The organism is Achromobacter sp. RTa (assembly GCF_000757485.1).
Lineage (GTDB): Bacteria > Pseudomonadota > Gammaproteobacteria > Burkholderiales > Burkholderiaceae_B > Achromobacter.
This window is the reverse complement of record NZ_JPYO01000045.1, coordinates 128,348-153,496: the sequence shown is the minus strand read 5'-3', so window position 1 is coordinate 153,496 and position 25,149 is coordinate 128,348. Positions and strand designations below refer to the sequence as shown.

Annotated in this window: 23 protein-coding genes and 1 riboswitch; of the genes, 7 read left to right on the top strand and 16 right to left on the bottom strand. The window is 68.2% G+C overall.

The window, feature by feature from the left end; translation table 11 throughout:
* Nucleotides 1–66: 66 nt before the first annotated feature.
* Nucleotides 67–1,044, top strand: coding sequence for a LysR substrate-binding domain-containing protein (locus tag JL37_RS25030; RefSeq protein WP_043547688.1), 978 nt, complete (start codon nucleotides 67–69; stop codon nucleotides 1,042–1,044).
* Between the two features lie 91 nt (nucleotides 1,045–1,135).
* Nucleotides 1,136–2,377, top strand: coding sequence for a CaiB/BaiF CoA-transferase family protein (locus tag JL37_RS25025; RefSeq protein ID WP_043547687.1), 1,242 nt, complete (start codon nucleotides 1,136–1,138; stop codon nucleotides 2,375–2,377).
* A gap of 25 nt (nucleotides 2,378–2,402) precedes the next feature.
* Here the strand turns inward: JL37_RS25025 and JL37_RS25020 are convergent, their stop codons facing one another.
* The 8 genes from JL37_RS25020 to JL37_RS24985 form a co-directional block, all read right to left on the bottom strand.
* On the bottom strand, nucleotides 2,403–4,745 hold the full coding sequence (locus JL37_RS25020) for a DNA internalization-related competence protein ComEC/Rec2 (protein WP_369798634.1): 2,343 nt from the start codon (nucleotides 4,743–4,745) through the stop codon (nucleotides 2,403–2,405).
* A gap of 238 nt (nucleotides 4,746–4,983) precedes the next feature.
* Entirely contained in the window at nucleotides 4,984–5,958 is a 975-nt protein-coding gene (locus tag JL37_RS25015; RefSeq protein WP_043547685.1) for a tripartite tricarboxylate transporter substrate binding protein, read from the bottom strand.
* 91 nt (nucleotides 5,959–6,049) lie between these two features.
* Nucleotides 6,050–6,925 carry a CoA ester lyase gene (locus JL37_RS25010; protein WP_043547684.1) on the bottom strand — a complete coding sequence of 292 codons (876 nt, stop codon included), beginning with the start codon at nucleotides 6,923–6,925 and terminating at the stop codon, nucleotides 6,050–6,052.
* A 10-nt stretch (nucleotides 6,926–6,935) separates the two neighbouring features.
* Entirely contained in the window at nucleotides 6,936–7,709 is a 774-nt protein-coding gene (locus JL37_RS25005; RefSeq protein WP_043547683.1) for an enoyl-CoA hydratase/isomerase family protein, read from the bottom strand.
* A gap of 1 nt (nucleotide 7,710) precedes the next feature.
* On the bottom strand, nucleotides 7,711–8,919 hold the full coding sequence (locus tag JL37_RS25000; RefSeq protein WP_043547682.1) for a CaiB/BaiF CoA-transferase family protein: 1,209 nt from the start codon (nucleotides 8,917–8,919) through the stop codon (nucleotides 7,711–7,713).
* Between the two features lie 32 nt (nucleotides 8,920–8,951).
* Entirely contained in the window at nucleotides 8,952–9,884 is a 933-nt protein-coding gene (locus JL37_RS24995) for a 3-keto-5-aminohexanoate cleavage protein (RefSeq protein ID WP_043547681.1), read from the bottom strand.
* Between the two features lie 10 nt (nucleotides 9,885–9,894).
* Entirely contained in the window at nucleotides 9,895–11,061 is a 1,167-nt protein-coding gene (locus JL37_RS24990; protein ID WP_043547680.1) for an acyl-CoA dehydrogenase family protein, read from the bottom strand.
* Between the two features lie 38 nt (nucleotides 11,062–11,099).
* A complete protein-coding gene (locus JL37_RS24985; protein WP_043547679.1) occupies nucleotides 11,100–11,552 on the bottom strand; it encodes a MaoC family dehydratase in 453 nt (150 codons plus the stop codon).
* A 135-nt stretch (nucleotides 11,553–11,687) separates the two neighbouring features.
* Here JL37_RS24985 and JL37_RS24980 point away from each other — a divergent pair, with 135 nt between their 5' ends.
* From JL37_RS24980 to thiM, 3 genes are all read left to right on the top strand, one after another.
* A complete protein-coding gene (locus tag JL37_RS24980; RefSeq protein ID WP_043547678.1) occupies nucleotides 11,688–12,710 on the top strand; it encodes an NADP-dependent oxidoreductase in 1,023 nt (340 codons plus the stop codon).
* The gene (locus JL37_RS24975; protein WP_052097586.1) at nucleotides 12,711–13,181 is read left to right on the top strand and encodes a MarR family winged helix-turn-helix transcriptional regulator; all 471 of its coding nucleotides are present in this window, start codon (nucleotides 12,711–12,713) and stop codon (nucleotides 13,179–13,181) included. It begins immediately after the preceding gene.
* 52 nt (nucleotides 13,182–13,233) lie between these two features.
* Nucleotides 13,234–13,362, top strand: a riboswitch (TPP riboswitch).
* A gap of 73 nt (nucleotides 13,363–13,435) precedes the next feature.
* Complete coding sequence (gene thiM, locus JL37_RS24970; RefSeq protein WP_043548189.1) at nucleotides 13,436–14,257, top strand: hydroxyethylthiazole kinase; 822 nt, start codon at nucleotides 13,436–13,438, stop codon at nucleotides 14,255–14,257.
* A gap of 18 nt (nucleotides 14,258–14,275) precedes the next feature.
* On the opposite strand, the gene JL37_RS24965 is transcribed toward thiM, so the two are convergent.
* The 5 genes from JL37_RS24965 to JL37_RS24945 all read right to left on the bottom strand — a co-directional run bounded on the left by JL37_RS24965 (nucleotide 14,276) and on the right by JL37_RS24945 (nucleotide 20,040).
* On the bottom strand, nucleotides 14,276–15,043 hold the full coding sequence (locus JL37_RS24965; protein WP_043547677.1) for an ABC transporter ATP-binding protein: 768 nt from the start codon (nucleotides 15,041–15,043) through the stop codon (nucleotides 14,276–14,278).
* Nucleotides 15,040–15,936 (bottom strand): iron chelate uptake ABC transporter family permease subunit, encoded by an 897-nt coding sequence (locus JL37_RS24960; RefSeq protein ID WP_231570440.1) that lies wholly within the window; start codon nucleotides 15,934–15,936, stop codon nucleotides 15,040–15,042. The genes JL37_RS24965 and JL37_RS24960 overlap by 4 nt, the downstream gene beginning before the upstream one ends.
* A 76-nt stretch (nucleotides 15,937–16,012) precedes the next feature.
* Nucleotides 16,013–16,984 carry an ABC transporter permease gene (locus JL37_RS24955; protein ID WP_043547676.1) on the bottom strand — a complete coding sequence of 324 codons (972 nt, stop codon included), beginning with the start codon at nucleotides 16,982–16,984 and terminating at the stop codon, nucleotides 16,013–16,015.
* 48 nt (nucleotides 16,985–17,032) lie between these two features.
* Nucleotides 17,033–17,971 carry a siderophore ABC transporter substrate-binding protein gene (locus JL37_RS24950; protein ID WP_043547675.1) on the bottom strand — a complete coding sequence of 313 codons (939 nt, stop codon included), beginning with the start codon at nucleotides 17,969–17,971 and terminating at the stop codon, nucleotides 17,033–17,035.
* 53 nt (nucleotides 17,972–18,024) lie between these two features.
* Nucleotides 18,025–20,040, bottom strand: a complete 2,016-nt coding sequence (locus JL37_RS24945; protein WP_043547674.1) for a ligand-gated channel protein — start codon at nucleotides 20,038–20,040, stop codon at nucleotides 18,025–18,027.
* Between the two features lie 211 nt (nucleotides 20,041–20,251).
* On the opposite strand from JL37_RS24945, the gene JL37_RS24940 reads away from it, so the two are divergent.
* A complete protein-coding gene (locus JL37_RS24940) occupies nucleotides 20,252–20,968 on the top strand; it encodes a response regulator transcription factor (RefSeq protein WP_043547673.1) in 717 nt (238 codons plus the stop codon).
* Nucleotides 20,968–22,359 (top strand): ATP-binding protein, encoded by a 1,392-nt coding sequence (locus JL37_RS24935; RefSeq protein WP_043547672.1) that lies wholly within the window; start codon nucleotides 20,968–20,970, stop codon nucleotides 22,357–22,359. The genes JL37_RS24940 and JL37_RS24935 overlap by 1 nt, the downstream gene beginning before the upstream one ends.
* 6 nt (nucleotides 22,360–22,365) lie before the next feature.
* Here the strand turns inward: JL37_RS24935 and JL37_RS24930 are convergent, their stop codons facing one another.
* The 3 genes from JL37_RS24930 to JL37_RS24920 are packed head-to-tail and all read right to left on the bottom strand — an operon-like array spanning nucleotide 22,366 to nucleotide 25,138.
* Nucleotides 22,366–23,184, bottom strand: a complete 819-nt coding sequence (locus JL37_RS24930) for a TatD family hydrolase (protein ID WP_043548185.1) — start codon at nucleotides 23,182–23,184, stop codon at nucleotides 22,366–22,368.
* Between the two features lie 39 nt (nucleotides 23,185–23,223).
* Nucleotides 23,224–23,913: an ABC transporter ATP-binding protein gene (locus JL37_RS24925; protein WP_043547671.1), complete on the bottom strand. Its 690-nt coding sequence runs from the start codon at nucleotides 23,911–23,913 to the stop codon at nucleotides 23,224–23,226.
* The gene (locus JL37_RS24920; RefSeq protein ID WP_231570439.1) at nucleotides 23,906–25,138 is read right to left on the bottom strand and encodes a lipoprotein-releasing ABC transporter permease subunit; all 1,233 of its coding nucleotides are present in this window, start codon (nucleotides 25,136–25,138) and stop codon (nucleotides 23,906–23,908) included. The genes JL37_RS24925 and JL37_RS24920 overlap by 8 nt, the downstream gene beginning before the upstream one ends.
* Nucleotides 25,139–25,149: the final 11 nt, after the last annotated feature.

The following is a 25,149-nucleotide window of genomic DNA, read 5'->3' as shown; positions in this document are numbered from 1 at the left end:
GCGATCCCGGTATATGACGAATCTATGGCCCGCCCGGGCTACGCCTTCCGCATCGGCAAGAGACCTATGGAACTCAGACAGCTACGCTATTTCTTGAGGATCGTGGAACTGGGCAGCATGTCGAAGGCGGCGAAAGACCTCTACATCGCGCAGCCCGCCCTCAGCTCCCAGATCACGAACCTGGAATCGGAACTTGGCGTGCGCCTGCTTTCCCGCAGCGTGCGCGGCGTCAGCCCCACCCGGGCGGGCGACGCGCTGTACCTGCACGCGCAAGCCGTACTGCGGCAGATCGAAAGATTGAAGTACGACGTAGCGAACACGGACGCGCTGCCGGGCGGCCCCGTGTCCGTAGGCCTGCCGACCAGCGCGGCGAACGTGCTCGCGGGGCCGTTGATCGCGGCGGTCCAGCAGCGTTATCCCGACATCCAGCTCCGGATCGTGGAAAGCCTGAGCGGGCATTTGCTTGAACTCGTCGCCACCGGGCGGCTGGAGATGTCGCTTCTGTTCGAAGCGGTCCCCGGCACGGAATCCCCCTCCAAGGAAATCGCGCGAGGCGCGGGAATCCAATGGGCGCCCTTGATCGACGAGGACCTCTATCTTCTGGCTAAACCGCCGCAGGATGGCGACGGCGCATCGGCGGTGTCCCTGGAAGAAGCGGCGGGCGTGCCCCTGGTGCTTCCAGGGAGCTCGAACGTAACCCGCCAGATCATCGAGCGCCGCTTTGCCGAGGCCGGCCTCGCGCCGTCTGTCATGATGGAACTCGACTCCCTGTCGACGATCCAGTCCATCGTCGAAAGCGGACAAGCGGCCACGATCCTCTCGCTGTCGGCCCTGGTGGGCGCCGGCGTACGCGAGAAACTGTCTGTGCGACCCGTCGACGATCCGCCCTTGCGCAGGCGGCTGTCGCTGTGCAATTCGGATGTGCTGGGCATGGGCGCCGCCGCCGAAGTGGTCGGCGCGCTGATCCCGCAATTGGTGTGCGAGCTGGTGGCTTCGGGCCGCTGGGCGGGCGCCCATCTTCTGCAAGACGGACGCCCGCAATAGATTCCGGGTATGCCCCCAGCGCAAAGTCCTATGGCGTGCTCGCTCCAAGTTCTGCTTAGACTGGAAAAACATGACAGTCCAGGTGGAGCTTATGGAAAAGATACTGGCAGGGACCGTGGTGCTCGATTTGACCCGCTTCTTCTCGGGCCCCCAGGCAACGCTGTTTCTTGCCGGCCTCGGCGCCGAGGTGATCAAGATCGATGACCCCGCCACCGGCGACCCCACCACCTTCTCTCCTCCGTTCGCCGGTCCGGAAGGCGTGTCGTTCCATCGCAGGACGCAAGCCGATATGGGCATCGCCTATCTGAAGCGCGCGCGCGGAAAGAAGTCGGTGGGCCTGAACCTGAAAGACCCGGAAGGGCTGGCCGCCTTCATGAGGCTGGTCCGTTCCGCCGACGTGGTGGTGGACAACTTCAGCGCCGGGGTGGCCGACCGGCTGGGCATCGGCTACGAAGCGCTTCGAGAGCGCAATCCGCGAGTCATCCACTGCTCGCTGACCGGCTATGGCTCGACGGGCGCCGAGCGGCATCTCAAGGCATACGACCTCATGGTGCAAGCGGCCGTCGGGATGATGAGCATCACCGGACAGCCTGGCTCCCCTCCCGCCAAGGCGGGCTCGCCCATCTCCGACGCCATCGCCGGAACCTTCGCCGCCATGGGCATACTCGCGGCCCTGCTCCATCGCAACCGGACGGGCGTGGGGCAGTCGGTCGACGTGTCCATGGCCGACTGCCTGTTCGCGCTGATGTTCGACGAGCCTTTCGATTGCTATGACGCGTTGGAATTGCCGCTGCGGCAGGGCAACCGGATCATGCGGTTCTCGCCCTTCAACGCCTATCGCACGCTGGACGGCTGGATCGTGGCCGGCGCGGCAACCCAGGACGACTGGAACGCGCTATTGCGGGTCATGGGCAAGGTAGACCTGGCGCAGGATCCCGAAATGAACAGCCTGGCCTGGCGCCTGGCCAACAACGCCGCCGTCGACAGCCTGGTTTCGGAATGGACGCAGCGGCTGACCTCCACGGAGGTCTTGCAACGCCTGAATGCGGTCAAGCTGCCTTGCAGCCCGGTGCGCGAAATCGGCGACGTCATGCGATGGGGCCAACTGAAAGAACGCGGCATGATGGCGCCGCTCTGGAACCCCCTGGCCGGAGCCGCCGTGCAGGCGCAGGGCCCGGGATTCCCGATCAAATTCAGCGCAAGCAAGGCGGAGTACGACGCGCCGGCTCCGCTTCCCGGCCAGCACAGCCGGGAAGTCCTGACCGGCCTGGGCGGGCTTTCCGCCGAGGAAGTCGACGCCCTGGCCAGGCGGGGCGCCGTCTCCGCGCCATGAACGATGCCTGGATGAGCGAGCCCCATCAACGCCCATGCCAGTATCTGCGCCCACGCTCCCTCTGGGCCCACACCTCCAAACCATCCGGCCCCGACCGCGCCATCACCGCGCCGTCGCGATCGCTGCGCCAGAAGGCGGCGCCGGCGCGCATCCACCGCAGCTCCACCGCGCGGGCCGGATGACGAAAGCGGTTGAGGTGCCCGGCCTGCGCGATCGCATGGCCGGCCGCGGTAGCAGTCACCAGCTCGCGCCCCGAGGACGACGCCGAGCCATGGTGCGGGGCCAGGACTACGTCCGTGGCCGGCAACCCCGCGGCCACCAGTTCACGCTCCTGCGCCACGCCCACGTCCCCCGTCAATAGCAGTGAATGCCGGGCGCCTTCCACGCGCAGCACGCAGCTGTCCGCATTGCGGTCTGCCGCCACGCCCCGGCTTTCGCGCGCGGGATGCAAAAAGGTGAACCTCACGCCGTCCGCCTCCCATCCCTCCCCCCGGCGGCATCTCTGCATATCGCGCGGCGGAACCGCCTCCGCGGGGCCCGAATCGGGCCAGATGCGGGCGTCCCGGCGCAGGAAGGCCCCGACGTCGAACGAGGCATGGCTGCGCAGCGCCGGCACCGCCGCCAGCACGGCGCGCGCGCCGCCCACGTGGTCCATGTCGGCGTGCGACAGCACCAGCACATCCAGCTGCCGGATGCCGCGCGCCTGCAGGAACGGCGCGATCACGCGCTCGCCCGCGTCGCCCCCGCCGTAGTGGCGCGGCCCGGCGTCGAACAGAAGGGCCTGGCTGGCCGTCTCCACCAGGATGACGCTGCCTTGCCCCACGTCCAGCGCGCTCATGCGCCAATACCCCGGTTCCGGCCGGTCGGGACGCCAGAACAGCAGCGGCAGCATGCAGGCCCACCCCAGCCGCCTGCCCGGCCATCCGCGGACCTGCAGCGCCCACACCATGCCCGCTACCGCCAGCGCGAGCCAGGGCCAGGGCGCGGCGGCGACCGGGAAACTGGCCCACTCGGCGTTGCCCACCCAGGCCACGGGCGCCATCGTGAGTTCGAACGCATGCAGCCCCGCCCGCCCCGCGAGCGCGGCCAGGCCTTCGGCGCCGGGCACCACCGACAGCGCCGCGCACAGCAGCGCCAGCGGCGTCACGGCGAAGGTCACGGCGGGAATCGCCACGGCATTGGCCAGAGGCGAACCCAGCGACACCTGCCGCACCAGGAACGCCAGCAGCGGCGTGAGCCCCAGCGTGACCATCAGCTGCAGGCGCGCCGCCTGGGCGAAGCGCGCCGCCCAACGCGCCCGCCAACCAGCCTCCGCGTCGAACGGCGCATCCGCGATGCGCAGCAGAATGGCCACTGCGCCGAACGACAGCCAGAAGCCCGGCGCCATCGGCGCCCATGGATCCAGCGCGACCACCACCGCGGCGGCGCAGGCCAGCACCCTGTCCGCCGACACCGGCAGGCGCGACACGGACGCCGCCAGCACCACCGACAACATGAAGAAGGTACGGCGCGCCGGCACGCCCCAGCCTGCCAGCAGGCAATACAGCAGCGCCACGGCCGCGGCGGCCGCGCCGCCCGCCACGCGCGCGGGCATGTATTCCGCCAGCCCCACGCCCCGCCAGCGGAACCGCCGCCACGCGCCTGCCACGAGCAGGCCCGCGATGCCCGCGATCGACGTGACGTGCATGCCGCTGATCGACACGAGATGCGTGATGCCGCTGCGGTTGAACAAGCGCCAGTCTTCGCGCGCCACGCCCGCCTGGTCGCCGATGGCCAGGGCGATCAGCACCGGCGCGTAGCGGTGCTCGCCCAGGGCGGCCCGCAGGCCCTCCCGGACATGGTGGCGCGCGCGCTCGATCGCGATGCCGGGCGTCGCCCACGGCCGGTCGGCCAGCAGCCGGGGCTGGCCGCGCACCGTGCCCACCGCGCGCACGCCCTTCGCGAAAAGACGGCCCTCCGCGTCGGGGCCGGCAGGATTCAGCAGGCCGTGCGGCCGCCGCAGCACCAGCGCCATGCGCCAGACCTGCCCCGGCACCAGCGCAGGCAAGCCGGACGGCGCGCCGGGCGCCGCCTGCCAGGCGACCTGGATGCGGGACGGAATGCCGGGCGCGGCGGGCTCGGCCAACTCGGCCAGGAAGCGCTGCCCGCGATCGTCGCCGTCGGGCAGTTCGGCAATGCGCAGCGCCAGCCTGGACACCGCATCATGGTGCGCATCCGCCAGCGCGTCGTCCAGCCGCCATTGCGCCTGCCCGCCGGCATTGAGCAGCCCCGCGCACAAGCCCAGCGCCATGGCCGCGCAAGCCTTCGCGCCGCCATGGCGCAAACGCCGCATGGCGCCCAGCGCCGCAATGCAGATTGCGGCCAACAGCCACGCCACGCCCGCCCCCGGCAGGCGCGGCGCCACCTGAACCAGCCCCGACCCCGCGACGAAGGCGATGCAGAAAATACGGCCCGTGATATGCGCCTCCCGAAATGGGAAAGCGTAGGCCTCCTCACCGCGATCCAGACCGCGGCATGAGCGGTTTCATCCACCTCGGGAAGCCGCGAGGCGCGCCTCGCGGAAGCGTGCAGGGAAACTCAGCGCCGCCGCTTGCGCCCTCTCCGCCTCATTCAGCCTGGATGCCCGCCTGCCTGACCTTGTCGCCCCAGACCTTCTCCTGCTGCGCCACGAAGGGCCCGAACTCGGACGCCGGCGCCGGCATGGGTTCCGCGCCCAGCTGCACCAGCTTCCCCTTGATGTCCTCGGACGAGACGATCTTGTACAGCTCGTCGGCCAGGCGCTTGGCGATGGGTTGCGGCAGCTTGGCGGGCCCGAAGATTCCGACCCAGGCCGCCAGGTCGAAGCCCGGCTGGCCCAACGCCTCCGACACGCTGGGCAGATTCGGCGCCAGCGAGCTGCGCTTCTCCGTGGATACCGCCAGCGCCTTCAGCGTGCCGGCCTGGATATGAGCCGTGGCCGAAGCCAGGTCCACGAACATGAACGTGGCGCGTCCGCCGATGATGTCGGTCATGGCCTGCGGCGTGCTCTTGTAGGGAACCGCCGTGGCCTTCAGGCCGGTCAGCTTGTCGAACGAGGCGGCCGAGATCTGGCCGGTGCTGTTGCCATAAGCGTAGTTCAGGCCCTGGGGGTTGGCCTTGCCGTAGCGCAGCAGGTCGTCGACGCTGTTGATCGGCAGTTTGGCGCTGACGGCCAGCACGAACGGAAAATTGCAGACCTGCACCAGCGGCGTGAAATCCTTGATCGGGTCGTAGCGCAGGTTCTTGAACAGGTACGGATTGGATGAATGGGTGGTGTTGGTCGCCAGCATGATGGTGTAGCCGTCGGGCTGGGCGCGCGCCACCAGATCGGCGGCGATCTGGCCCGACGCGCCGGGACGGTTCTCGACGATCACGGCCTGCCCCAAGGCGGCCTGCAAGCGTTCGCCGATCAGTCTGGCGACGATATCGCTGGCGCTGCCCGCGCCGAACGCCGTAATCATTTTCACCGGCTGGGACGGGTAGTCCGCCGCCTGCGCGGGCCCCGCCAGGCTCAGCGCGAGCAAGGCGGCCGCGCAGGCGGGCTTGAATAAGGAACGCGTCATGTCTCTCTCCTTGAAGAGGCGCCGGCCTTGTGTCCGGACGGTCGCCGAAAGTGCTGGGCAGAGGCGGTTCGGCCTGCCTCGCCCGGGCGGGTCAACTGCCGGCCGGAACGCTGGCCAGAATGCGCATCGCCTGCTTCAGGTGCGGGCGGTCCAGCATTTCGCCGTCCAGTTGCAGCGTGCCGGCCCCGGGCGCCCGCTCGAACGCCTGGACGATGCGGCGCGCGCGCTCGATATCCGCGGGATCGGGTGTGAAGGCCTCGTTGATGGCCGCCACCTGGTCCGGATGAATCGCGATCTTGCCCGTGAAACCGGCGCGCCGCGCCCGCGCGGAGTCCTTGCGCAGGCCTTCCATGTCGCGGAAGTTGCCCCATATCGTGTCGATGGCGGGCACGCCCGCCGCGGTGGCGCCCAGCAGGCAGAGGGAACGGGCGAGCTGGTAGGTGAAGTCGTACTCGCCGTCCTCGCGCCGGTTGCTTGCCGCTCCCAGCACCGCCGCCAGGTCTTCAGCGCCCCACGTCAGGCCGCGCAGCCGCGGGCTGCAATCCGCGTAGCCGCCCAGATTGAACATGGCGCCCGCGGTCTCGGTCGCCACCGGCATGATGCCGATGGCGCCGGGCGCCAGGCCTTCGCGCGCTTCCAGCGCGCTGAGGTAGCGGTCCAGCGTGACGATGCCCTGCGCGCCCTGGCCCTTGGGCAGCAGGATGGCATCGGGCGCCGACCGCACCACGGCCGCCAGATCGTCCAGCGCCAGGCCGGAATCCAGGGGATTGATGCGAACCCACAACTCCGGGCCCGCCGCCGGACGCGCCGCCAGGTATTCCTGCACGATGATGCGCGCCGCCGGCAGCCGCGCCGCGTCCACGGCATCCTCCAGGTCCAGGATCAGGGCGTCCGCGCCGGTGTCCGGGGCCTTTGCCAGTTTGCGTTCGCTGTCCCCGGGGACGAACAACATCGATCTCAATGCCATTGCATGCTCCTCACTGTCCTTGGAATCTGGGGGCTCGGCGTTCGGCGAACGCCTGCGTGCCTTCGGCGACATCCTGCGTATCCTGCAAGAGGCGCAGGAACAACTGCTCCAGCCGCAAACCGGTCGCCAGGTCGGCATCGCGGCTGCGCAGGGCGAGTTCCTTGGCGGCCTGCACCGCGAGCGGCGCATTGGCTGCAAGCCTGCGCGCATACGCCATGGCCGCCGGCAGCAGTTCCTCGCGCGGCACGACGCGGTTCACCAAACCCCAGCGGCTGGCGGCTTCGGCGTCGAACGCGTCGCCCAGCAGCAGCAATTCCATGGCGATGGCGTGCGGCAACTGCTGCGCCACGCGCTGGGTGCCGCCATTGGCCGGAAAGACGCCGCGCCTGACCTCCGTCAGGCCGAAGGTGGCGGTCGGCACGCACACGCGCAGGTCAGTGGCCAATAGCAGCGTCATGCCGCCGCCCAGGCAGTGCCCGTTGACGGCGGCAACCACCGGCTTCCAGACTTCCAGCCCGCGGTTCAGCAATTGGCCCTGCTGCGTGTGCATCAGCGCCGCCAGGCTGGGCGGCGCGCCGATGAACGACTTCAGGTCGGCGCCCGCGCAGAAGGCCCGATCACCGGCCCCGGTGATGACGGCCACGCGTATGGCGTCGTCATCGCGGACCCGGCGCCAGGCCTCGGACAAGGCGTCATAGTGTTCGTGATCCAGCGCGTTGCTTTTCTCGGGGCGGTTGATGGTGATCAGCGCCACGCCGTCCTGCTCGTGAAAATCGATGGACATGTCAGCCCTCCTCCGCCGGCGCCATGCCTGCCCGCGGCGCCAGCGCATCCAGATAGCGTCCGACCGCGGCCTCGCCGTAGCCCAGTTCCGCCAGCACCTGCGCGGTATGCTCGCCCACTCTTGGAGGCGGCGAGGCGGGCCTGGGCCGCTGGCCGTCAAAGCGCAGCGGCTGGGACACCACGTTCAGCTCGCCGTGCGCGGATTCCGCGAACCGATGGACCATTTCGCTGGCGGCGGTGTGCTCGTGCGCCAGCAGCTCGCCCACCCCCTGGATGGGCGCGCATGGAATGCCTGCGAGCGCCAGCCGGCGGATCCAGCCATCCCTGGCGTCGCCACGCATGATCTCCGACACGAGCTCCAGCACTTCCGCGCGGTTGCGCACCCGGTCCGCGTTCGTCGCGTAGCGCGCATCGTCCGCCAGTTCCGCCCTGCCCGCCTCGTTGCAGAAGGCGCGCCACAAGGAATCGTTTGCGACGCCCAGCAGCAAGGGGCGGTCGCTTGCCTCGAACACCTGATAAGGGCACAGGGACTCATGGGCGGAGCCCCAGCGGCGCGGCTCGCTGCCCCGCTCCCAATAGCTTTGCATCACATAGCCCATGAACCCGACGGCGGTGTCGAACAGCGAGGCCTCGACCTTGCAGCCCTTGCCGGTGCGCAGCCTGCGCACGACCGCGGCCAGGATTCCGGTGGCGGCATGCATGCCGGTGGCCTGGTCGATGGGAGAAATCGGGCTGCGGACCGCGGGTCCGCCGTCTTCGCCCGTGATGGACATCATGCCGCAGAACGCCTGCAGGATCACGTCGTAGCCCTTGCCCTTGTTCAGCGGCCCTTTGCTGCCGAAGCCGGAAATGCTGCAATAGACCACGTCCGGCCGCAGCGCCGCCGCGCTGTCGTAATCGATGCCCAGGCGGGCCGCCACCCCGGGGCCGAAGCTCTCGACCACGATGTCGGCCGTGGCGATCAGCCGCTGGGCGGCTTCGCGGCCTTCGGGCGACTTCAGGTCCAGCGCCACACTGCGCTTATTGCGGTTCACGCTCAGGAATACCGTGCCGTCCTCTCCCCTGAAAGGCGGCCAGCGGCGCGTATCGTCTCCCTTGGGCGGCTCCACCTTGATCACCTCTGCGCCCATGTCGCCCAGGTACTGCGTGCACAAGGGGCCCGCCAGCACCTTGGAGAAATCCACCACTCTCAACCCCTGCAAAGCATCCATTGCATCCTTCTCCCGCGTGCGCCTCGCGACGCTCAGAAAGCGACGTTGTCGCCGCCCTTGGTTTGAATCATGGCCCGCGCCTCGTCGGGCGTCGCGATCTCGAGCGACAGCTCTTCAAGGATGCGGCGGATCTTCGCGACCTGCTCGGCGTTGGACGTCGCGAGCTTTCCGCGGCCGGCGTACAGGCTGTCCTCCAGCCCCACGCGGACGTTCCCGCCCAGCAGCGCGCTGGCCGTGACGAAGGGCATCTGGTGCCGCCCCGCGGCCAGCACCGACAGGTAGTAGTCGTCGCCGAACAGGCGGTCGGCGATGGTGCGCATATGCAGCAGGTTCTCGTGGTCGGCGCCGATGCCTCCCAGGATGCCGAAGATGCACTGCAGGAAAAACGGAGGCTTGGCCAGCCCGCGGTCGACGAAATGCGCAAGGTTGTACAGGTGGCCGACGTCGTAGCACTCGAACTCGAAGCGCGTGCCCAGGTCGGACAGCTCGCGCAGGCCCCGATCGATCTGCGCGAAGGTGTTCGACAGGATGAAATCGCGCGTCATCTCCAGATAGGGCTTTTCCCAATCGAACTTGAATTCGCTGACACGATCGCCCGCGCCCGCGATGTTGAAGTTCAGCGACCCCATGTTCATGGACGCGACCTCGGGCTGCGCCCATTTGGCGGGCGCCAGCCGCTGGTCCAGCGACATGCCCAGCCCCCCGCCCGTGGTGATGTTCAGGATGGCGCCGCTGCGGGCCTTGATCTCGGGCAGGAACTGCGCAAAGAGCTTCGGATCCTGGTCGGGCCTGCCGGTTTCCGGATCGCGCGCATGCAGGTGCAGCATGGCGGCTCCGGCCTCGGCGGCCGCCACCGCGTCGTCCGCGATCTGCCGGGGCGTGATGGGCAGGTAGGGCGACATCGACGGCGTATGGATCGAGCCCGTTACGGCACAGGTGATGATGACCTTCGGCGATTTGCGCATGCTTGTCTCCTCAATACGATTTGGGCAGTCCCAATACCTTTTCGGCGATGTAGCAGAGAATCAATTGCGGCGAGACCGGCGCGATGCGCGGCAGCATGGCTTCGCGGAAGTAGCGTTCCACGTGGTATTCCTTCGCATAGCCCATGCCGCCATGAGTCAGCACCGCGGTCTCGCAGGCGCGGAACCCCGCCTCGGCGCAGAAGAACTTGGCCGCATTGGCCTCGGCGCCGCAAGGCTGCCCCTGGTCGTACAGCCAGGCGGCGCGGCGATACAGCAATTCGGCCGCTTCCAGTTCCACCCAGCGTTCGGCCAGCGGATGCTGCACGCCCTGGTTCTGGCCGATGGGGCGGTCGAACACGATCCGCTCGCCCGCGTAGGCGGCGGCCCGGCGCAGCGCCGCCCGCCCGAGCCCAGTGGCTTCGGCTGCCAGCAGGACCCGTTCGGGATTCAGGCCGTGCAGGATGTAGGAGAAGCCCTTGCCTTCCTCGCCGATGCGGTCTTCGACCGGCACTTCCAGTCCATCGATGAACAGCTCGTTGGAATCGACGGCCTTCCGGCCCAGCTTTTCGATCTCGCGCACGCTGACGCGACTGCGGTCCAGGTCCGTATAGAAAAGGCTCAGGCCCTGCGTCGGCCCCGTCACCTGGTCCAACGGGGTGGTGCGCGCCAGCAGCAGGATCTTGCTGGCCACCTGAGCCGTGGAGATCCAGATCTTCTGGCCATTGACCACATAGCGGTCGCCGCGGCGCACCGCCAGCGTGCGCAGCTTGAGCGTATTGAGCCCGGTGTTGGGTTCGGTCACGCCAAAGCAGGCTTTCTGCTCCCCGCTGATGATCGGCGGCAGCCACCGCGCGCGCTGCGCGTCGCTGCCGTGCACCACCACGGGATGCAGTCCGAACACATTCATATGGATGGACGAAGCCCCCGCCATGCCGGCCCCGGAAGCGGCAACGGTTTCCATCATGAGCGCGGCTTCCTGTATGCCCAGGCCGGCGCCGCCGTACTCGGCGGGCATGGCCACGCCCAGCCAGCCCGCATCCGCCATGGCGCGGTAGAAATCCTCCGGGAAGCCGCCTTCCCTGTCCTTGCGGGTCCAGTAGTCGTCGTCGAATCCCGCGCACAGGTCCTGCACGGCATGGCGGATGGCGGTCTGCTCGTCGCTAAGCGCGAAATCCATGGGCAACTCTTCCAATAAAGGGAAAATCGGCGGGGGCCTCAGGCTGCCTGGCGCAACATCAGCGCCACGCGGCGGCAACTGGCGACCAGCTCGTCGCGCTGGTTGTAGGCGTTGTGGCCGAAGACCACGATGCCGTTCTGCGGGCGCGAACGGCTGTCGCGCAGCTCCAGCACCTTTGTTTCCACGCGCAGGGTGTCGCCGGCGAATACAGGGCTGGGGAAGCGCACTTCATCCCATCCCAGGTTGCCGACGGTGGTGCCGAGCGTGGTGTCGCCTACCGATATCCCGACCATCAGGCCGAGAGTGAAGGCGCTGTTGACCAGGGGACGGCCGAACTCGGTGGCCTTGGCGTATTCCGCGTCCAGGTGAATGGCCGCGGGATTCATCGTCATGGTGGAGAAAAGCACGTTGTCGGTCTCGGTGACCGTGCGCCGCACGTCATGCTGGAAGCACTGCCCGACCTGGAATTGCTCGAAATACAACCCTGCCATCGTCGTCTCCTTGGCTGCGCGCCGCGGGGCTGTCGCCCGCTTGGCGATGGACATCCTGGTCCATCGCGTTAAAATGAACGCTAACATACTGTATGCATCCATACAATATTGGGAACAACCCCAAGGAGACGAGCAATGCAGACCCGCAACCTGGTAAACCGGCAGGTCGTCCTGAAAGAAAGGCCATTGGGCATCCCGCAGGCGTCGCACTTCGATATCCGCACCGCGCCGGTGCCGGAGCCGAAGGAAGGCGAAGTCCTGGTCAGGAACCTGTACCTGTCGGTGGACCCCGCCATGCGAGGTTGGGTCAATGCCGCCGCCAACTACTCGGATCCGGTGGCGATCGGCGAAGTCATGCGCTCGTTCGCGGCCGGACGCGTGGTCGCGTCGCGCAATCCGCGCTATCCCGAAGGCAGCCTGGTAATGGGGATGCTGGGCTGGCAGGACTACGCGCTGACCGACGGCCAGGCTATCCGGCGGCGCGTGCTGGAGACCGATCTGCCGCTGTCGCTGTCGCTCGGCGTTCTCGGACTGAACGGCGTCACGGCCTACTTCGCGCTCAATGTCTGCGGCGAGCCCCAGGCCGGTCAGACCGTCGTGGTCTCCACCGCCGCTGGCGCCGTCGGCTCGGTCGTCGGACAACTGGCCCGCCACCAGGGCTGCCGGGCCGTGGGCATCGCGGGCGGGCAAGCCAAGACTCGTCTTTGCGTAGAGGAATTCGGCTTCGACGCCGCGGTGGATTACCATTCGCCCGAGCTGGCGCAAGCCTTGGCCGCAGCCTGCCCGGCCGGCGTGGACGTCTACTTCGACAACACCGCGGGGCGTATCAGCGATACCGTGATCCCTCTGATCAACCGGCACGCGCGCATCGTCATTTGCGGCACCGCGTCCGTGGCCAGTTGGGATCCCTGGCCCGCCGGTCCGCGCGTCGAGCGCCACCTGCTCAACAAGGCGGCGCGCATGCAGGGCTTTCTCGTCTGGGACTACGAGCACCGCTACGAAGAAGCCGTCGCCGCGCTGGCGCCGCTGGTGCGCGAAGGAAAACTGCGTTTTCGCGAAGAGATCCTGGACGGCATCGAAGCCGCGCCGGGATCGATCGCGGATCTCTATCAAGGCAAGAACATGGGTAAGCGCCTGATCCGGCTGGAGGATGCCTGAATGGCCGACAAGGCAATGAACAACGCGCAGGAAAACTGGGACCAGAGGCTGGGTTTCCTGATGCACGACGTATCCAGATTGCGCCGCAAGGTCTTCGACGAGGTCATGAAGCCCGAAGGCATCACGCGGTCGCAATGGTGGGTCATGGCGCACCTGTCCCGCCATGACGGCATGTCGCAAAGCGACTTGGCCGACGTGCTGGACCTGGGCCGCGCCGCGCTCGGCGGCTTGGTCGACCGTCTGGAAGCGCTGGGCTATGTGCGCCGGGGAGCGGACGAGCAGGACAGGCGGACCAAGCTGGTGCTGCTGACGCCGGAAGGCCGCGCCATGATCGAACGCATGCGCGTCAAGAGCGACGTCATGAGCGAAGCCATCCTGCAAGGGCTCACCGTAGAGCAGCGCCACCAGCTGGCCGACATGCTGAGCCTCGTCAAGCACAATCTGCTGGCCTTCGATACCGCGCGGGCCTGACGCCGCGCCTGCCCCGGAACTTGACAAGCCCCGCCCACACTCCGAACATAAACGTATCCACCCGGGGAGCTTCGGCAAGAAGCTGAGAATCCGTTGGCGGGCCCCAGGGCCCGCAGTGCACGGCGACCCGTCGAACCTGATCCAGATAACGCTGGCGTAGGGACGGTGCAGCAGCCGCAAGCGTTCGCTCCTTGGACAGCCGCGCGCGGGCCGCCCTCCGCGCCAGCGCGTTCTTCCTGCAAGGACCGCCCGGCATGCAAGCCCATTCGCTTTCCCCCGCCGCCCAGGCCGGCATTTCACAGGGCCTGCTCGAGGCCGTGCGCCGCGACGCGCCGCTGGTGCAGTGCCTGACAAATTTCGTGTCCATGAACTATGCGGCGAACGCGCTGCTGGCGATCGGCGCCTCTCCCGCCATGGTCCATGCCGCCGAGGAAGCGCCGGAGTTCGCCCGCATGAGCGGCGCGGTCGTGATCAATATCGGGACCCTGTCGGCGTCCTGGCTGGAGAGCATGCTGCTGACGGCGGAATCGGCCGGCCGGGCCGGCACGCCCTGGGTGTTGGATCCGGTGGCGCATCACGCCACCGCCTTCCGCCGCGATGCCGTGCAGCGGCTGCTGGACCTGCGGCCCGCCATCATCCGCGGCAACGCTTCCGAGATCATCGCCCTTGCCGGCGGCCGCAGCGCCGGCAAGGGTGTCGACTCCGGCAATGCGGTGGCCCAGGCCGAGCAATCCGCCAGCGCGATCGCGGCGGCGCGCGGGGCGGTGGTGGCCGTCACCGGCGAGGTGGATTTCGTGACGGACGGCAGTCGTTCGGTACGCATCGCGGGCGGCTCCGCGCTGATGCCGCGCGTCACCGCGACAGGCTGCGCGCTGACCGCCACGGTCGGCGCGTTCGCCGCCGTCTCGCGAGCCGACCCCTATGCGGCCGCGGTGGCGGCCCTGTCGTGCTTCGCAATCGCCGGCCGACGCTCAGGCGCCCAGTCCGAAGGGCCCGGATCGTTCGCGTGGCGGTTCCTGGACGCCCTGGCCGCGCTGGATGCCGACAGCCTGGCGCGGGAATCTCCGCTGCACTGACGGCCGGCAGCAACGCGGTCAATCCGCCTGGCGGTAGTACACGCAGATGCGCCGGCCGCCGATCTCGTGCACCTCGATCGGCAGTTCGTACAGCGCGCTCAGCACCTCGGCCCGGACCAGTTCGGCGGGAGTTCCCTGGTGGGCGATGCGGCCCATCCGCATCGCGACGATGCGATCCGCGTAGCTGGACGCGAAATTGATGTCGTGCAGCACCAGCACCACGGTCTTGCCCAGCTCGTCCGCCGCCCGGCGCAGGGTGCCCATCATGGCGACGGCGTGCTTCATGTCCAGGCTGTTCAGCGGCTCGTCCAGCAGCACGTAGCGCGTATCCTGGCACAACACCATCGCCACGAAGGCGCGCTGGCGCTGCCCGCCCGACATCTCGTCCAGGTAGCGGTCGGCCAGGGGCTCGAGGTTCAGGTAGGCGATGGCCCGGTCGATGTGGTCCTTGTCGTCCAGCGTCAGGCGGCCGCCGGTGTGCGGATAGCGGCCGAACGCCACCAGGTCCCTCGCCGTCAGCCGCAGCGGCAGGTGGTTGTCCTGCCGCAGGATGGACAGGCGGCGCGCCAGTTCGCGGCTGTCGGCCTTCGTCACGTCCAGCCCGTCCACCTGCACCCGGCCCGCGGACATGGGCAGCAGGCGGCTGACCATCGACAGCAGCGTCGATTTGCCCGCGCCGTTGGGCCCGATGATGGCGGTGACGCCGCCCGCCGGCAGGGACAAGGTGACGCCGTCGACGACCACGCTGTCGCCGTACTGCTTGCTGACTTGCTGGATTTCTATCATCGGCGCCCCCTGCGCAGGATCAGGACGAGGAACATGACGCCGCCCACGAATTCAATCACTACGCTGACCGTGGTGTTCAGGCCCAGCACGCGCTCGAGCAGCGTCTGGCCGCCGACCAGGAAGATCACGCTCAGCAGGGTCGCGGCGGGAATGGTGTACCGGTGCCGGTCGGAACCCATGGCCTGGTAGGCCAGGTTGCTGACCAGCAGCCCGAAGAAGGTCACGGGGCCGACCAGCGCCGTCGACACGGAAACCAGCACCGCGATGGCCGCGAGCGTCCGCATCAGCGTGCGGCGGTAGTCCACGCCCAGGTTCACGGATATCTCGCGCCCCAGCGCCAGCACGTCGTAGCGATGGCGCATGCGCCAGACCAGCAGCGACGCCGCGCAGACGGCCGCGAACGCGATCGGCAGCAGGCTCACGCGCACCGTGTTGAAACTGGCGAACATGCGGTCCTGCAAGACCAGGAACTCGTTGGGATCGATCAGCCGGACCACGAAATTGGACAGGCTGCGGAACAGCAGTCCGAAGATGATGCCCACCAGCATCATCAGGTGCAGGCTGCGCACCCCGTCGGCGAACAGCCAGCGGAACAGCAGGCAGGCGAACGCCGTCATGGCGCCGACTTCCAGCAAGAAGGCGGCCACCGGATGGCTGACGGTTGCGGCCGCCTGCCCGAAGCCGAACACCACCACCGCCTGGATCAGCAGGTACAGGGCGTCGAAGCCCATGATGGCCGGGGTCAGGATGCGATTGTGGGTGATCGTCTGGAACAGCACCGACGACAGCGCGACGGCATACGCGACCAGCAGCATCGCCCCCAGCTTGGCGCCGCGGAACGGAATCACGAACGACCATTGCCCATTGGCGCCCAGGGTCATGAAAGCAGCCATGCAGGCCAGCGCGGCGGCGGCCAGCAGCCCCAGGCGCCAGGCCTGGGGCGCGCGGGCGGCGGCCGGAAACACGGTTTCAACCAAGGCGGTTCCTCCGCGTGCGCAGCAGGCAAAGGAACAGAATGCTGCCCAGCACGCCGACGACGGTGCCGATGGGAATCTCGTAGGGGTGGATCACCAGCCGGCCGATGATGTCGCAGGCCAGCACGAAGATTCCGCCCAGGGCGGCCACCCATGGAATGGAGCGGCGCATGTTGTCGCCCAGCATCAGGCTGACCGCGTTGGGCACGATCAGGCCCAGGAAAGGAATGCCGCCGGCGGTCACGACGACGACCGCCGAGATCGCCGATACGATGAGCAGGCCGGCCAGGGTCAGCCGCGCGTGGTTCAGGCCCAGGTTGGACGCGAACTCCCGGCCCATGCCGGCCACGGTATAGCGATCGGCCGCGGCGTACGCGGCGCAGGCCAGTCCGAAGCCGATCCACAGCAGTTCATAGCGTCCCCGCAGCACGCCGGAAAAATCGCCGGTGGTCCAGGCATGCAGGGATTGCAGCAGGTCGTAGCGGTAGGCGACGAAGGTCGTCACCGCGTGGATCACTCCGCCCAGGATCAGCCCGATCAGCGGAACGATGAACGGCGTGCGCAATGGCACGCGGCGCAGCAAGGCAAGAAACAGCAAGGTGCCTGCAAGAGCGAACCCGGTGGCCGTCAGCATTTTGCCGATCACGGGCGTGTCCGGCGCCAGCAGGGTGATGACGAGGATGCCCAGGGTGGCGGATTCGACGGTGCCCGCGGTCGTGGGTTCCACGTAGCGGTTGCGCACCAGCATCTGCATGATCAGACCCGCCACGGCCAGCGCCATGCCGGCGAGCAGCAGCGCCAGCGTGCGCGGCACGCGGCTGACCAGCAGCAGGCGCCAGGCGCGCTCCGCATCCTCGCCGCCCCAAAGCGCGGCCCAGGACATCTGCCCCGCGCCAAGGCTGACGCTGGCCGCGCACAGCAGCAGCAACAATGCCGCCACCGCCGCAAACCCGCCCCAACCGCCCATCGACTGCCGCCAGCTCACCCGCCCTGCTCCTGCTCCATGCATGCGGCGCTACTTGCCTGCCGCCAGCGCGCGCGCGATCTCGTCCACGTTCTGCTGCATGGCGGTCAGGCCCGCGCTGCCCATCAGGTACCAGTTGTAGCCGTTCAGGTAGACCACGTGCTTGTTCTTCCAGGCCTTGGTCTGGCGCACGAGTTCGTTGTCCAGCATGCGCTGGGCCGACACGCCCTCGCGGCCGATCGCGGCGTCGCGGTCGATGACGAACAGCCAGTCGGGATCGGTCTGCGCGATGAATTCGAAGGAGATCGCCTGGCCGTGGTTGGACACGCTCAGCCCCGTCGTCGCCGGCTTGACGCCGAAGGCGTCGTGGATCACGCCAAAGCGCGAACCCGGGCCGTAGGCGCTCATCTTGCCGCCCGTGGTCAGCACGATCAGCGCCGTGCCGGCGCCCGCCGCCTTGGCGTTCAGATCCGAGATCGAGGCGCGCAGCGCGTCCAACTTTTGCTTGGCCGCATCCTGCTTGCCATAGATGGCCGCCAGCGTCTCCGTATTGCGCGTCACGCTGCCGACCAGGTCCTTGGCGTTCACGGTCAGGTCGACGGTGGGCGCCAGCTTGGCCAGTTCATCGTACTTGGGCGCCGAACGGCCCGCCACGAAGATAACTTGCGGCGCGGCAGCGTGGATCACCTCGTAGTTGGGCTCGAACATCGTGCCCACCTTCAAGTAGCGTTTGTCCGCGTACTGCTCCAGCTGCGGCGGCAGCTTGGCGACGCTGGGCACGCCCGTCACCTCCACGCCCAATGCATGCAGCGTGTCCAGCACGGCCAGGTCCATCACCACCGTCTTGGCCGGTTTGGCCGGAACGGCGGTTTCACCGCGCGCGTGCTTCACTGGGACCGTCGCCTGCGCGGCGGCCACCGCGGTGGCGGCGCCCAAGGCCAGGGCGACTCCGGTGCGGGCGAGCCAGGGGCGGGGGCGGCCTTTTTGCATTTGCTTCTTCAGGCGTCCCTCTTCATGTGGCGGGCCCCACGCGCCCGCCGGTCTCAAAACTTCACGCCTACGCCCAGCCAATAGCGGCGGCCGTCCTCGACATAGCCGTAGTCGTCATACGTGACCTGCTTGTCGAACAGGTTGTAGATGCCGGCATACACCGACACGGTCTTGTTGAGCTGATACGAACCGCCCAGATCCACGAAGGTGTAGGACGGCGCCACCACCGACGACGAGGACGGGCCGGTGATCGGCTGGCTTTCCTTGCCGCGGTAGTTCACCCGCGCCCATGCCTGCAGGGCGTCCGACGCCTGCCAGTTCACCGTGGTGGTGAACAGGTGCTTGGGCAGCTGGTTCAGGGGCTGGCCCTTGTATTCGCCCGACTTCTGTTCCGACTTCGTGAACGTGTAGCTGCTGGTCAGGGACCATTCGCGCGACAGGGGCAGCTTCATGCTGGCCTCCACGCCGCGCGAATTCGCCTTGTCCACGTTCATGTACGTGGTGGGATCCGAGCCGAACTGGTTGGGCCCGTCCGTGCACTGGGTCGCCGGGCACGCCACGCGGGTGATCTTGTCCTTGAAGTCGTTGTTGAACAGCGTCAAGCCGGCGTTGAAGCCTTCTCCATCGTCATACAGGATGCCGATTTCCTCGGTCACCGACTTCTCCGGCGTCAGGTCCGGGTTGCCGTACATGTTGCCGCCGCGGCTGACCTGGCCCCAGCCGGCAACCGTCTGGCGCAGGTCGGGCGCGCGGAAGCCGGTGGAAACGCCGCCCTTCAGGGTCCAGCGTTCCGCCATGTGCCAGACGCCGTACAGGCGCGGGCTGAAGTGCGTGCCGAAGTTCTCGTCTTCATCCATGCGCAGGCCGGTCGTCAGCGCGAAACTCTCGGTCAGGCGCCATTCATCCTCGGCGAACAGGGCCCATTGGTAGCGTTCCACCTTGCTGGGGCCGCCAGCCAACTGGTTGCCCGTCTGGTCGTTCAGGCGCTGGTTCAGATAGCTGCCGCCCAGGGTCAGCATGTGCGAACCCAGCGGCAGCGACCAGCTCGTCTGGATGTCCAGGTTCTTGATCTTCATCTGGCGCGAGCGGTTGTCGAACTCTTCCTGCTGCACGTAGCTGTCCGACACGCCCCAGCCCCAGCGCCCGGTGTGCGACAGCGCCCATTTGTTGCTGCGGTAATCGGTTTCGGACGAAGCCGGGCATCCATTGCGCGAGCAGGCCTCGCCCGGCGCCAGCGGCGCGACGGTCTTGCCCAGCGTTTCCTGGAGCTTCTGCCGCATGGTGGTCGCTTCCAGCACGATGTCGTGGTCGCGGTTGGGCGTCAGCGCCAGCTTGGCGGTCACGCTTTCGGAGTTGCGCTTGCGGAAGCCGTCGACGATGTCGTCCTCGTCGCGCTGCGTCGCCTGACCGTAGATCTGCAGGCCGAGCAGATCGGTCTTGATGGGGCCGGCCAGGTAGAAGTTGCCCTGGTAGATATCGCCCGACTTGCTGCTTTCCTGGATCGTCGTGTCCAGGCGGATCTCGCCGCCCCAGGCCTCCGGAACCTTGCGGGTGATGATGTTGATCACCCCGCCCATGGCGTCCGAGCCGTACAGCGAGGACATCGGGCCGCGCACCACTTCGATGCGCTCGATGGCGGAAAGCGGCGGCGTCCAGCCGCCTTCCACGCCCGTGGAATCCGAGTTGGTGCGGGTTTCGCGGGAATTCTGGCGCTTGCCGTCGATGAGGATCAGCGTGTATTTCGGGCCCATGCCGCGCAGGCTGATGTCCTGCCGGTCGCCGCCGCCGGTGACGATCACGCCCGGCACCTCCACCAGCGCGTCGTTCAGGTCGCGGTAGAACTTCTTGTCCAGGTCCTCGCGGGTGATGACGCTGATCGAAGCCGGCGCATCCTGGATCTGCTGTTCATAACCGGAGGCGGTCACCACCACGGTTTCCATCGTCTTGGTGGCCTCATCGCTCTGCGCCCATGCGGGCCCCGCCCCGAAACCCGCCGCGCACAGCGCTACGGCCAGCCGCGTGCGCGAACCCGGTACGCGCCAGCCGGCGGCCAGATCTTTCCTGCTCATGATTCCGATTTCTCCCGTCCCAGACTTGAGCCGCACCCCACGTGCCGCTTCCGCCCGCTTCGTATTTATGAATGAAAACTATTCTCATATTAAAATAGGACCACACTCAGACCAGCAACACGCTTTCCGCAACTTTTATCTTCTTTGCACTTCTTGACACTCCGGCCCGCGGCCATCCGCCAAACTGCCGGGTGCAGAACCGACGATACGCATGCCTTTTTCCCAATCCCTGGCGACGCGGCGCATCCTGCTGATCGACGACGACGTCGAACTGGCGCAGATGCTGCGCGAATACCTGGAACCCAATCACTGCCAACTCACGCTGGCGCACACGGGCGCAGAGGGGCTCGCCCTGCTTGCGCAGGACGACTTCGACCTGGTGCTGCTCGACCTGATGCTGCCCGACGGCAGCGGCCTGGACCTGCTCAAGCACTACCGGCAGCGCTCGCGCCGCCCCGTCATCATGTTCACCGCGCATGGTGGCGAAACCGACCGCGTGCTGGGCCTGGAGTTCGGCGCCGACGATTACCTGGCCAAGCCCTTCAGCCCCCGCGAACTCAAGGCCCGCATTACCGCGGTGCAGCGGCGTTTCGATGAAGTGCCGGACGCCGCGCGCCCCGGCCTGACGCTGGGCGCGCTGTCCCTGGATCCGGCCACCGGACGCGTGCGGGTCGGCGACGAGGAGATCGCCCTGACGGGCGCGGAACAGCGCATTCTCGAGATCCTCATGCGCGCGCCCGGCCAAGTGGTGGGGCGCGACCAGATCGGCCTGTATGCCCTGGGCCGCAAGCCGGACCGCTACGACCGCAGCATCGACACCCACATCAGCGCCCTGCGCAAGAAGCTGCGCCTGGACAATGCCGCGGACACGCTCTCGATCCGCAACCTGCGCGGCCTCGGCTACGTGCTGGCCGGCGGCGGCGCCTGATGGCCTGGCTGCCCGCCCGCTCGCTCTTCTGGCGCGCCTTCCTGACCTTCTGGGGCGCGATGGCCGTCATCCTGGTGTGCGGCATGATGCTTACCGCCGCGGTCGCCTGGTACCGCTTCAACTCGCTGGACGGCCTGAACCCCGCCAGCCTGACGCGCGACGCCACGCAGATCGCCCGCACCCAGGGCAAGGAAGGACTGGTGCGCTGGGTCCAGGCCATGGACCGGCGCTACTCCGCCCTGAAGATCTACATCATGGACGCCCGCGACGCCGACATCCTGGGCCGGCGCCTGCCCACCCGCATGCATGACTGGCTGAGCTCGTACCGCGCCGCGCCCGAGCGTGCGGCGCAGGCGGACTATCTGCCCGCCGACCCGGAAGGCGAGCGAGTCTCCTGGTGGGAGCCTCAATTGCTGGTGCTGCCGGACGGAACGGAATTGCTGATGCTGTTCCTGCCGTTCGACTCTTCGCACTGGGAGGTGCTGGCGCTATCGCCGGTGGCGCTGGCGCTGCTGCTATTCGCGCTGGCGGTGACGGCCCCGTTCTGCTGGGCGCTGAGCCGCCACGTGACCTCGCCCTTGGGGCAACTGCGCCAGGCCACGCACGCGCTCTCCGCCGGACAGCTCGACGCGCACACGCCTGCGAAGCTGGCCCGCCGCAAGGACGAGCTCGGCCTGCTCGCGCGCGACTTCAACGCCATGGCGGGGAGGCTGAAAGCGCTGGTCGACACCCGCGAACAATTGCTGCACAACATCGCGCACGAGCTGCGCTCTCCCCTGGCGCGCCTACGGTTGGCGGCCGAGCTGGCGCGGCGCAGGGACGAACGCCAGGACCTGCAGCTGGACCGCATCGAACGCGAATGCGAACGCCTGGATTCGCTGGTCGGGAACACGCTGCGGCTGGCCCGGCTGGGCGCCCTGCCCGTGCCGACCGAGACGCTGGACCTGGCCGAAATCGTGTCCGCCGTCGTCGAAGACGCCCGCTACGAAGCCGGCGGCCGGCAGATCCGCATCGCCTGGGACGCGCATCCTCCCGTGCCCCTCGTCGGCGACCGCTGCAGCCTGGCCAGCGCCATCGAGAACGTGCTGCGCAACGCCCTGCGCTTCGCCCCCGCGCACAGCACCATACGCGTGCGGCTCCTGGTGAGCGCGCGCGAGGCCTGCCTGGAAATCGAGGACCGCGGGCCGGGGGTGGCCCACGATGAATTGGAATCCCTGTTCGAGCCGTTCTACCGGACGGCGTCGGGCGCCCGCAAACCCGGCAGCGGCGCGGGGCTGGGCCTGTCCATCGCGCAGGCGGCGGTGGCGGCGCACAAGGGCCGCATGTCGGCTCGAAACATGTCGCCCCAGGGGCTGAGCGTGCGGCTGGAACTGCCCCTGCTGCGCGCCTGAGCGGCGTCAGTCGGCGTCGGCCAGGATCGCGGCGGGCAGGCGCGGCAGCACCCGCAGCGCGGTGGCCGTGGTGGCGTGCGCCACTTGCGCGGGCGTCACGCCGCGCAATTCCGCCAGGGACTGGGCGATGCGGACAAGCTCCCCGGGCCGGTTGCGGCGCTGCGGCGGGTGCAGCCAGGCGGGGGGAATATCCGGCGCATCCGTTTCCAGCACCAGGTGCGCCAAATCGATGTCCACGGCGTGGCGCCGGATCTGCAGCGCGCGCTCGTAGGTCATCGCGCCGCCCAGCCCCAGCGCGAATCCCTGCTCGATGAACGCCTGCGCCTGCTGGGCGCTGCCATTGAAGGCATGGGCGATGCCGCCGATGCGGGGATGCCGCCGCAGATATTTCAGCAGGATGTCCTGCGACTTGCGCACGTGCAGCAGCACCGGCAGGCCGAACTCGGCCGCCATCGCCAGCTGCGCGGCGTAGAAGCGTTCCTGGCGCTCACGCGGCTCGCCGGAGGCAATCTCGGGCACGAAGAAATCCAGCCCGATTTCGCCGATGGCGACAAAACGGGGATCCCCCAGCGATTGCCTGACGGCCGCGCGCAGCGCGTCCAGGTCCGCATCATCGGCGCGCCGCACGTAAAGGGGATGGATGCCCAGCGCGTAGGCGCCCCCGGCGATCCTGCCGGCCAGCTCCCGCACGACGGAAAAATTGGCGCGTTCGACGGCCGGGATCACGATGGACTGGACGCCGGCTTCGCAGGCGTCGTCGGCCACCTGTTCGCGGTCGGCGTCGAACTCGGCGGCATCCAGGTGGCAATGGGTGTCGATCAGCATGGGCGCGCCCTCCTTGCCCCGATTATCCATCCGGTCCGCTCAACCTGAAACCAGCCGGCCGTTTTCCATGAGCAGTTGGCGGTCGGCGCGGGCGGCCAGTTCGGGATCGTGCGTCACGATGGCGAACGCCGTGCCGGATTCCCGGTTCACCTGGGTCAGCAGCTCGAACATATTGTGCGCCGTGTGGCGGTCCAGGTTGCCGGTGGGCTCGTCGGCCAGCACGCAGGCCGGACGGGTCACCAGCGCGCGCGCCAGCGCCACGCGCTGCCGCTCGCCGCCGGACAATTGCCCGGGGAAATGCCCCTCGCGGGCGGACAACCCCACCAGGCCCAGGACCTCGCGGGCGGCCTCGCGGGCCTCGTCGCGGTTCCGGCGGCGCACGATCAGCGGCATCGCTACGTTGTCCAGCGCGGAGAACTCGGGCAACAGATGGTGGAACTGGTAGACGAAGCCCAGGCTGCGGTTGCGCACCGCGCTCTTGCGGCTTTCGGACAGGCCGACGGCAAGCTCGCCGTCCACCGACACCGTGCCGCTGGTGGGTACGTCCAGCAGGCCCAGGATATGCAGCAGCGTGCTCTTGCCGGAACCGGAAGCGCCGACGATGGCGACCATCTCGCCGCGCGCCACCGACAGGCTGACGTTGCTGAGCACTTCGATGCGCGCGGGGCCTTCGTCGTACACCTTGACGATGTTGTCGGCCTGCAATGCGGGAGTCTGCTTGTCAATCATGGCGCAGCACCTGGGCGGGTTGCAGGCGCGAAGCGCGCCAGCTGGGATACAGGGTCGCCAGCAGCGACAGCACCAGGGAAGTCAGGCCGATGGTGACGATATCGCCCACCTGCGGGTCCGAGGGCAAGGCGGAGATGAAATAGATTTCGCGCGGCAGGAAATGCACGCCCAGCAGGCCTTCGATGAACGGCACGATCACGTCCACGTTGTAGGCGATGACGATGCCGCCCGCCACGCCCAGCAGCGTGCCGATGACGCCGATCAGCGCGCCCTGCACCAGGAAGATGCGGGCGATTTCCCTGGGGCCCGCGCCCAGCGTGCGCAGGATGGCGATGTCGGACTGCTTGTCCTTCACGGCCATGACCAGCGACGACAGCAGGTTGAACGCCGCCACCGCCACGATCAGCGCCAGGATCAGGAACATCATGCGCTTTTCCGTCTTGACGGCGGCGAACCAGGTGCGGTTGTTGCGGGACCAGTCGCTGGCCATCACATAGGGCGGCAGCACCTTCTGCAGCTCGGCAGCCACCTCGGGCGCCTTCTGCATGTCGGCGATGCGCAGGCGCACGCCGGCGGTGCCGCTGTCGCGGAACACGCGGGCGGCGTCCTCGTCGTCGACGAAGGCCAGCGAGGAATCGTATTCATAGTGGCCGGACGAAAACACGCCCACCACGGTGAACTGGCGCATGCGAGGGGTGAAGCCGGCCGGGCTGATCGAACCTTGCGGCGCCATCATCAGCAGCGTATCGCCCACTTTCACGCCCAAGCCGTCGGCCAGTTCGTTGCCCAGCACCACGCCGAAACCGCCGGCCTTCAGGTCGGTGAGCCTGCCCGAGACCATCTGCCTGGGCAGGTCCGACACCTTGCCTTCGGTCTGCGGATCGATGCCCCGCACCTGCACGCCCCGCAAGGCCTGCCCGCGCACCAGCATGCCCTGCGCAGCCACGAAGGGCGCGCCGGCCTTGACCTCGGAATTCTGCTCGGCGGCGGAGGCGAATTGCTGCCATCGGTCCAGCACCCGTTCCGGCATGGCTCCGGGAACATAGAGCTCGATGTGCGGCAGCACCGACAGCATGCGGTCGCGCACTTCCTTCTGGAAGCCGTTCATGACGGACAGCACCACGATCAGGGCGGCAACGCCCAGCGCGATGCCCGCCATGGAACTGGCGGCGATGAAAGAGATGAAGCGATCGCGGCGCCCGCGTCGCTGGCGGATTCGGGCCAGCCCGGCGTAGC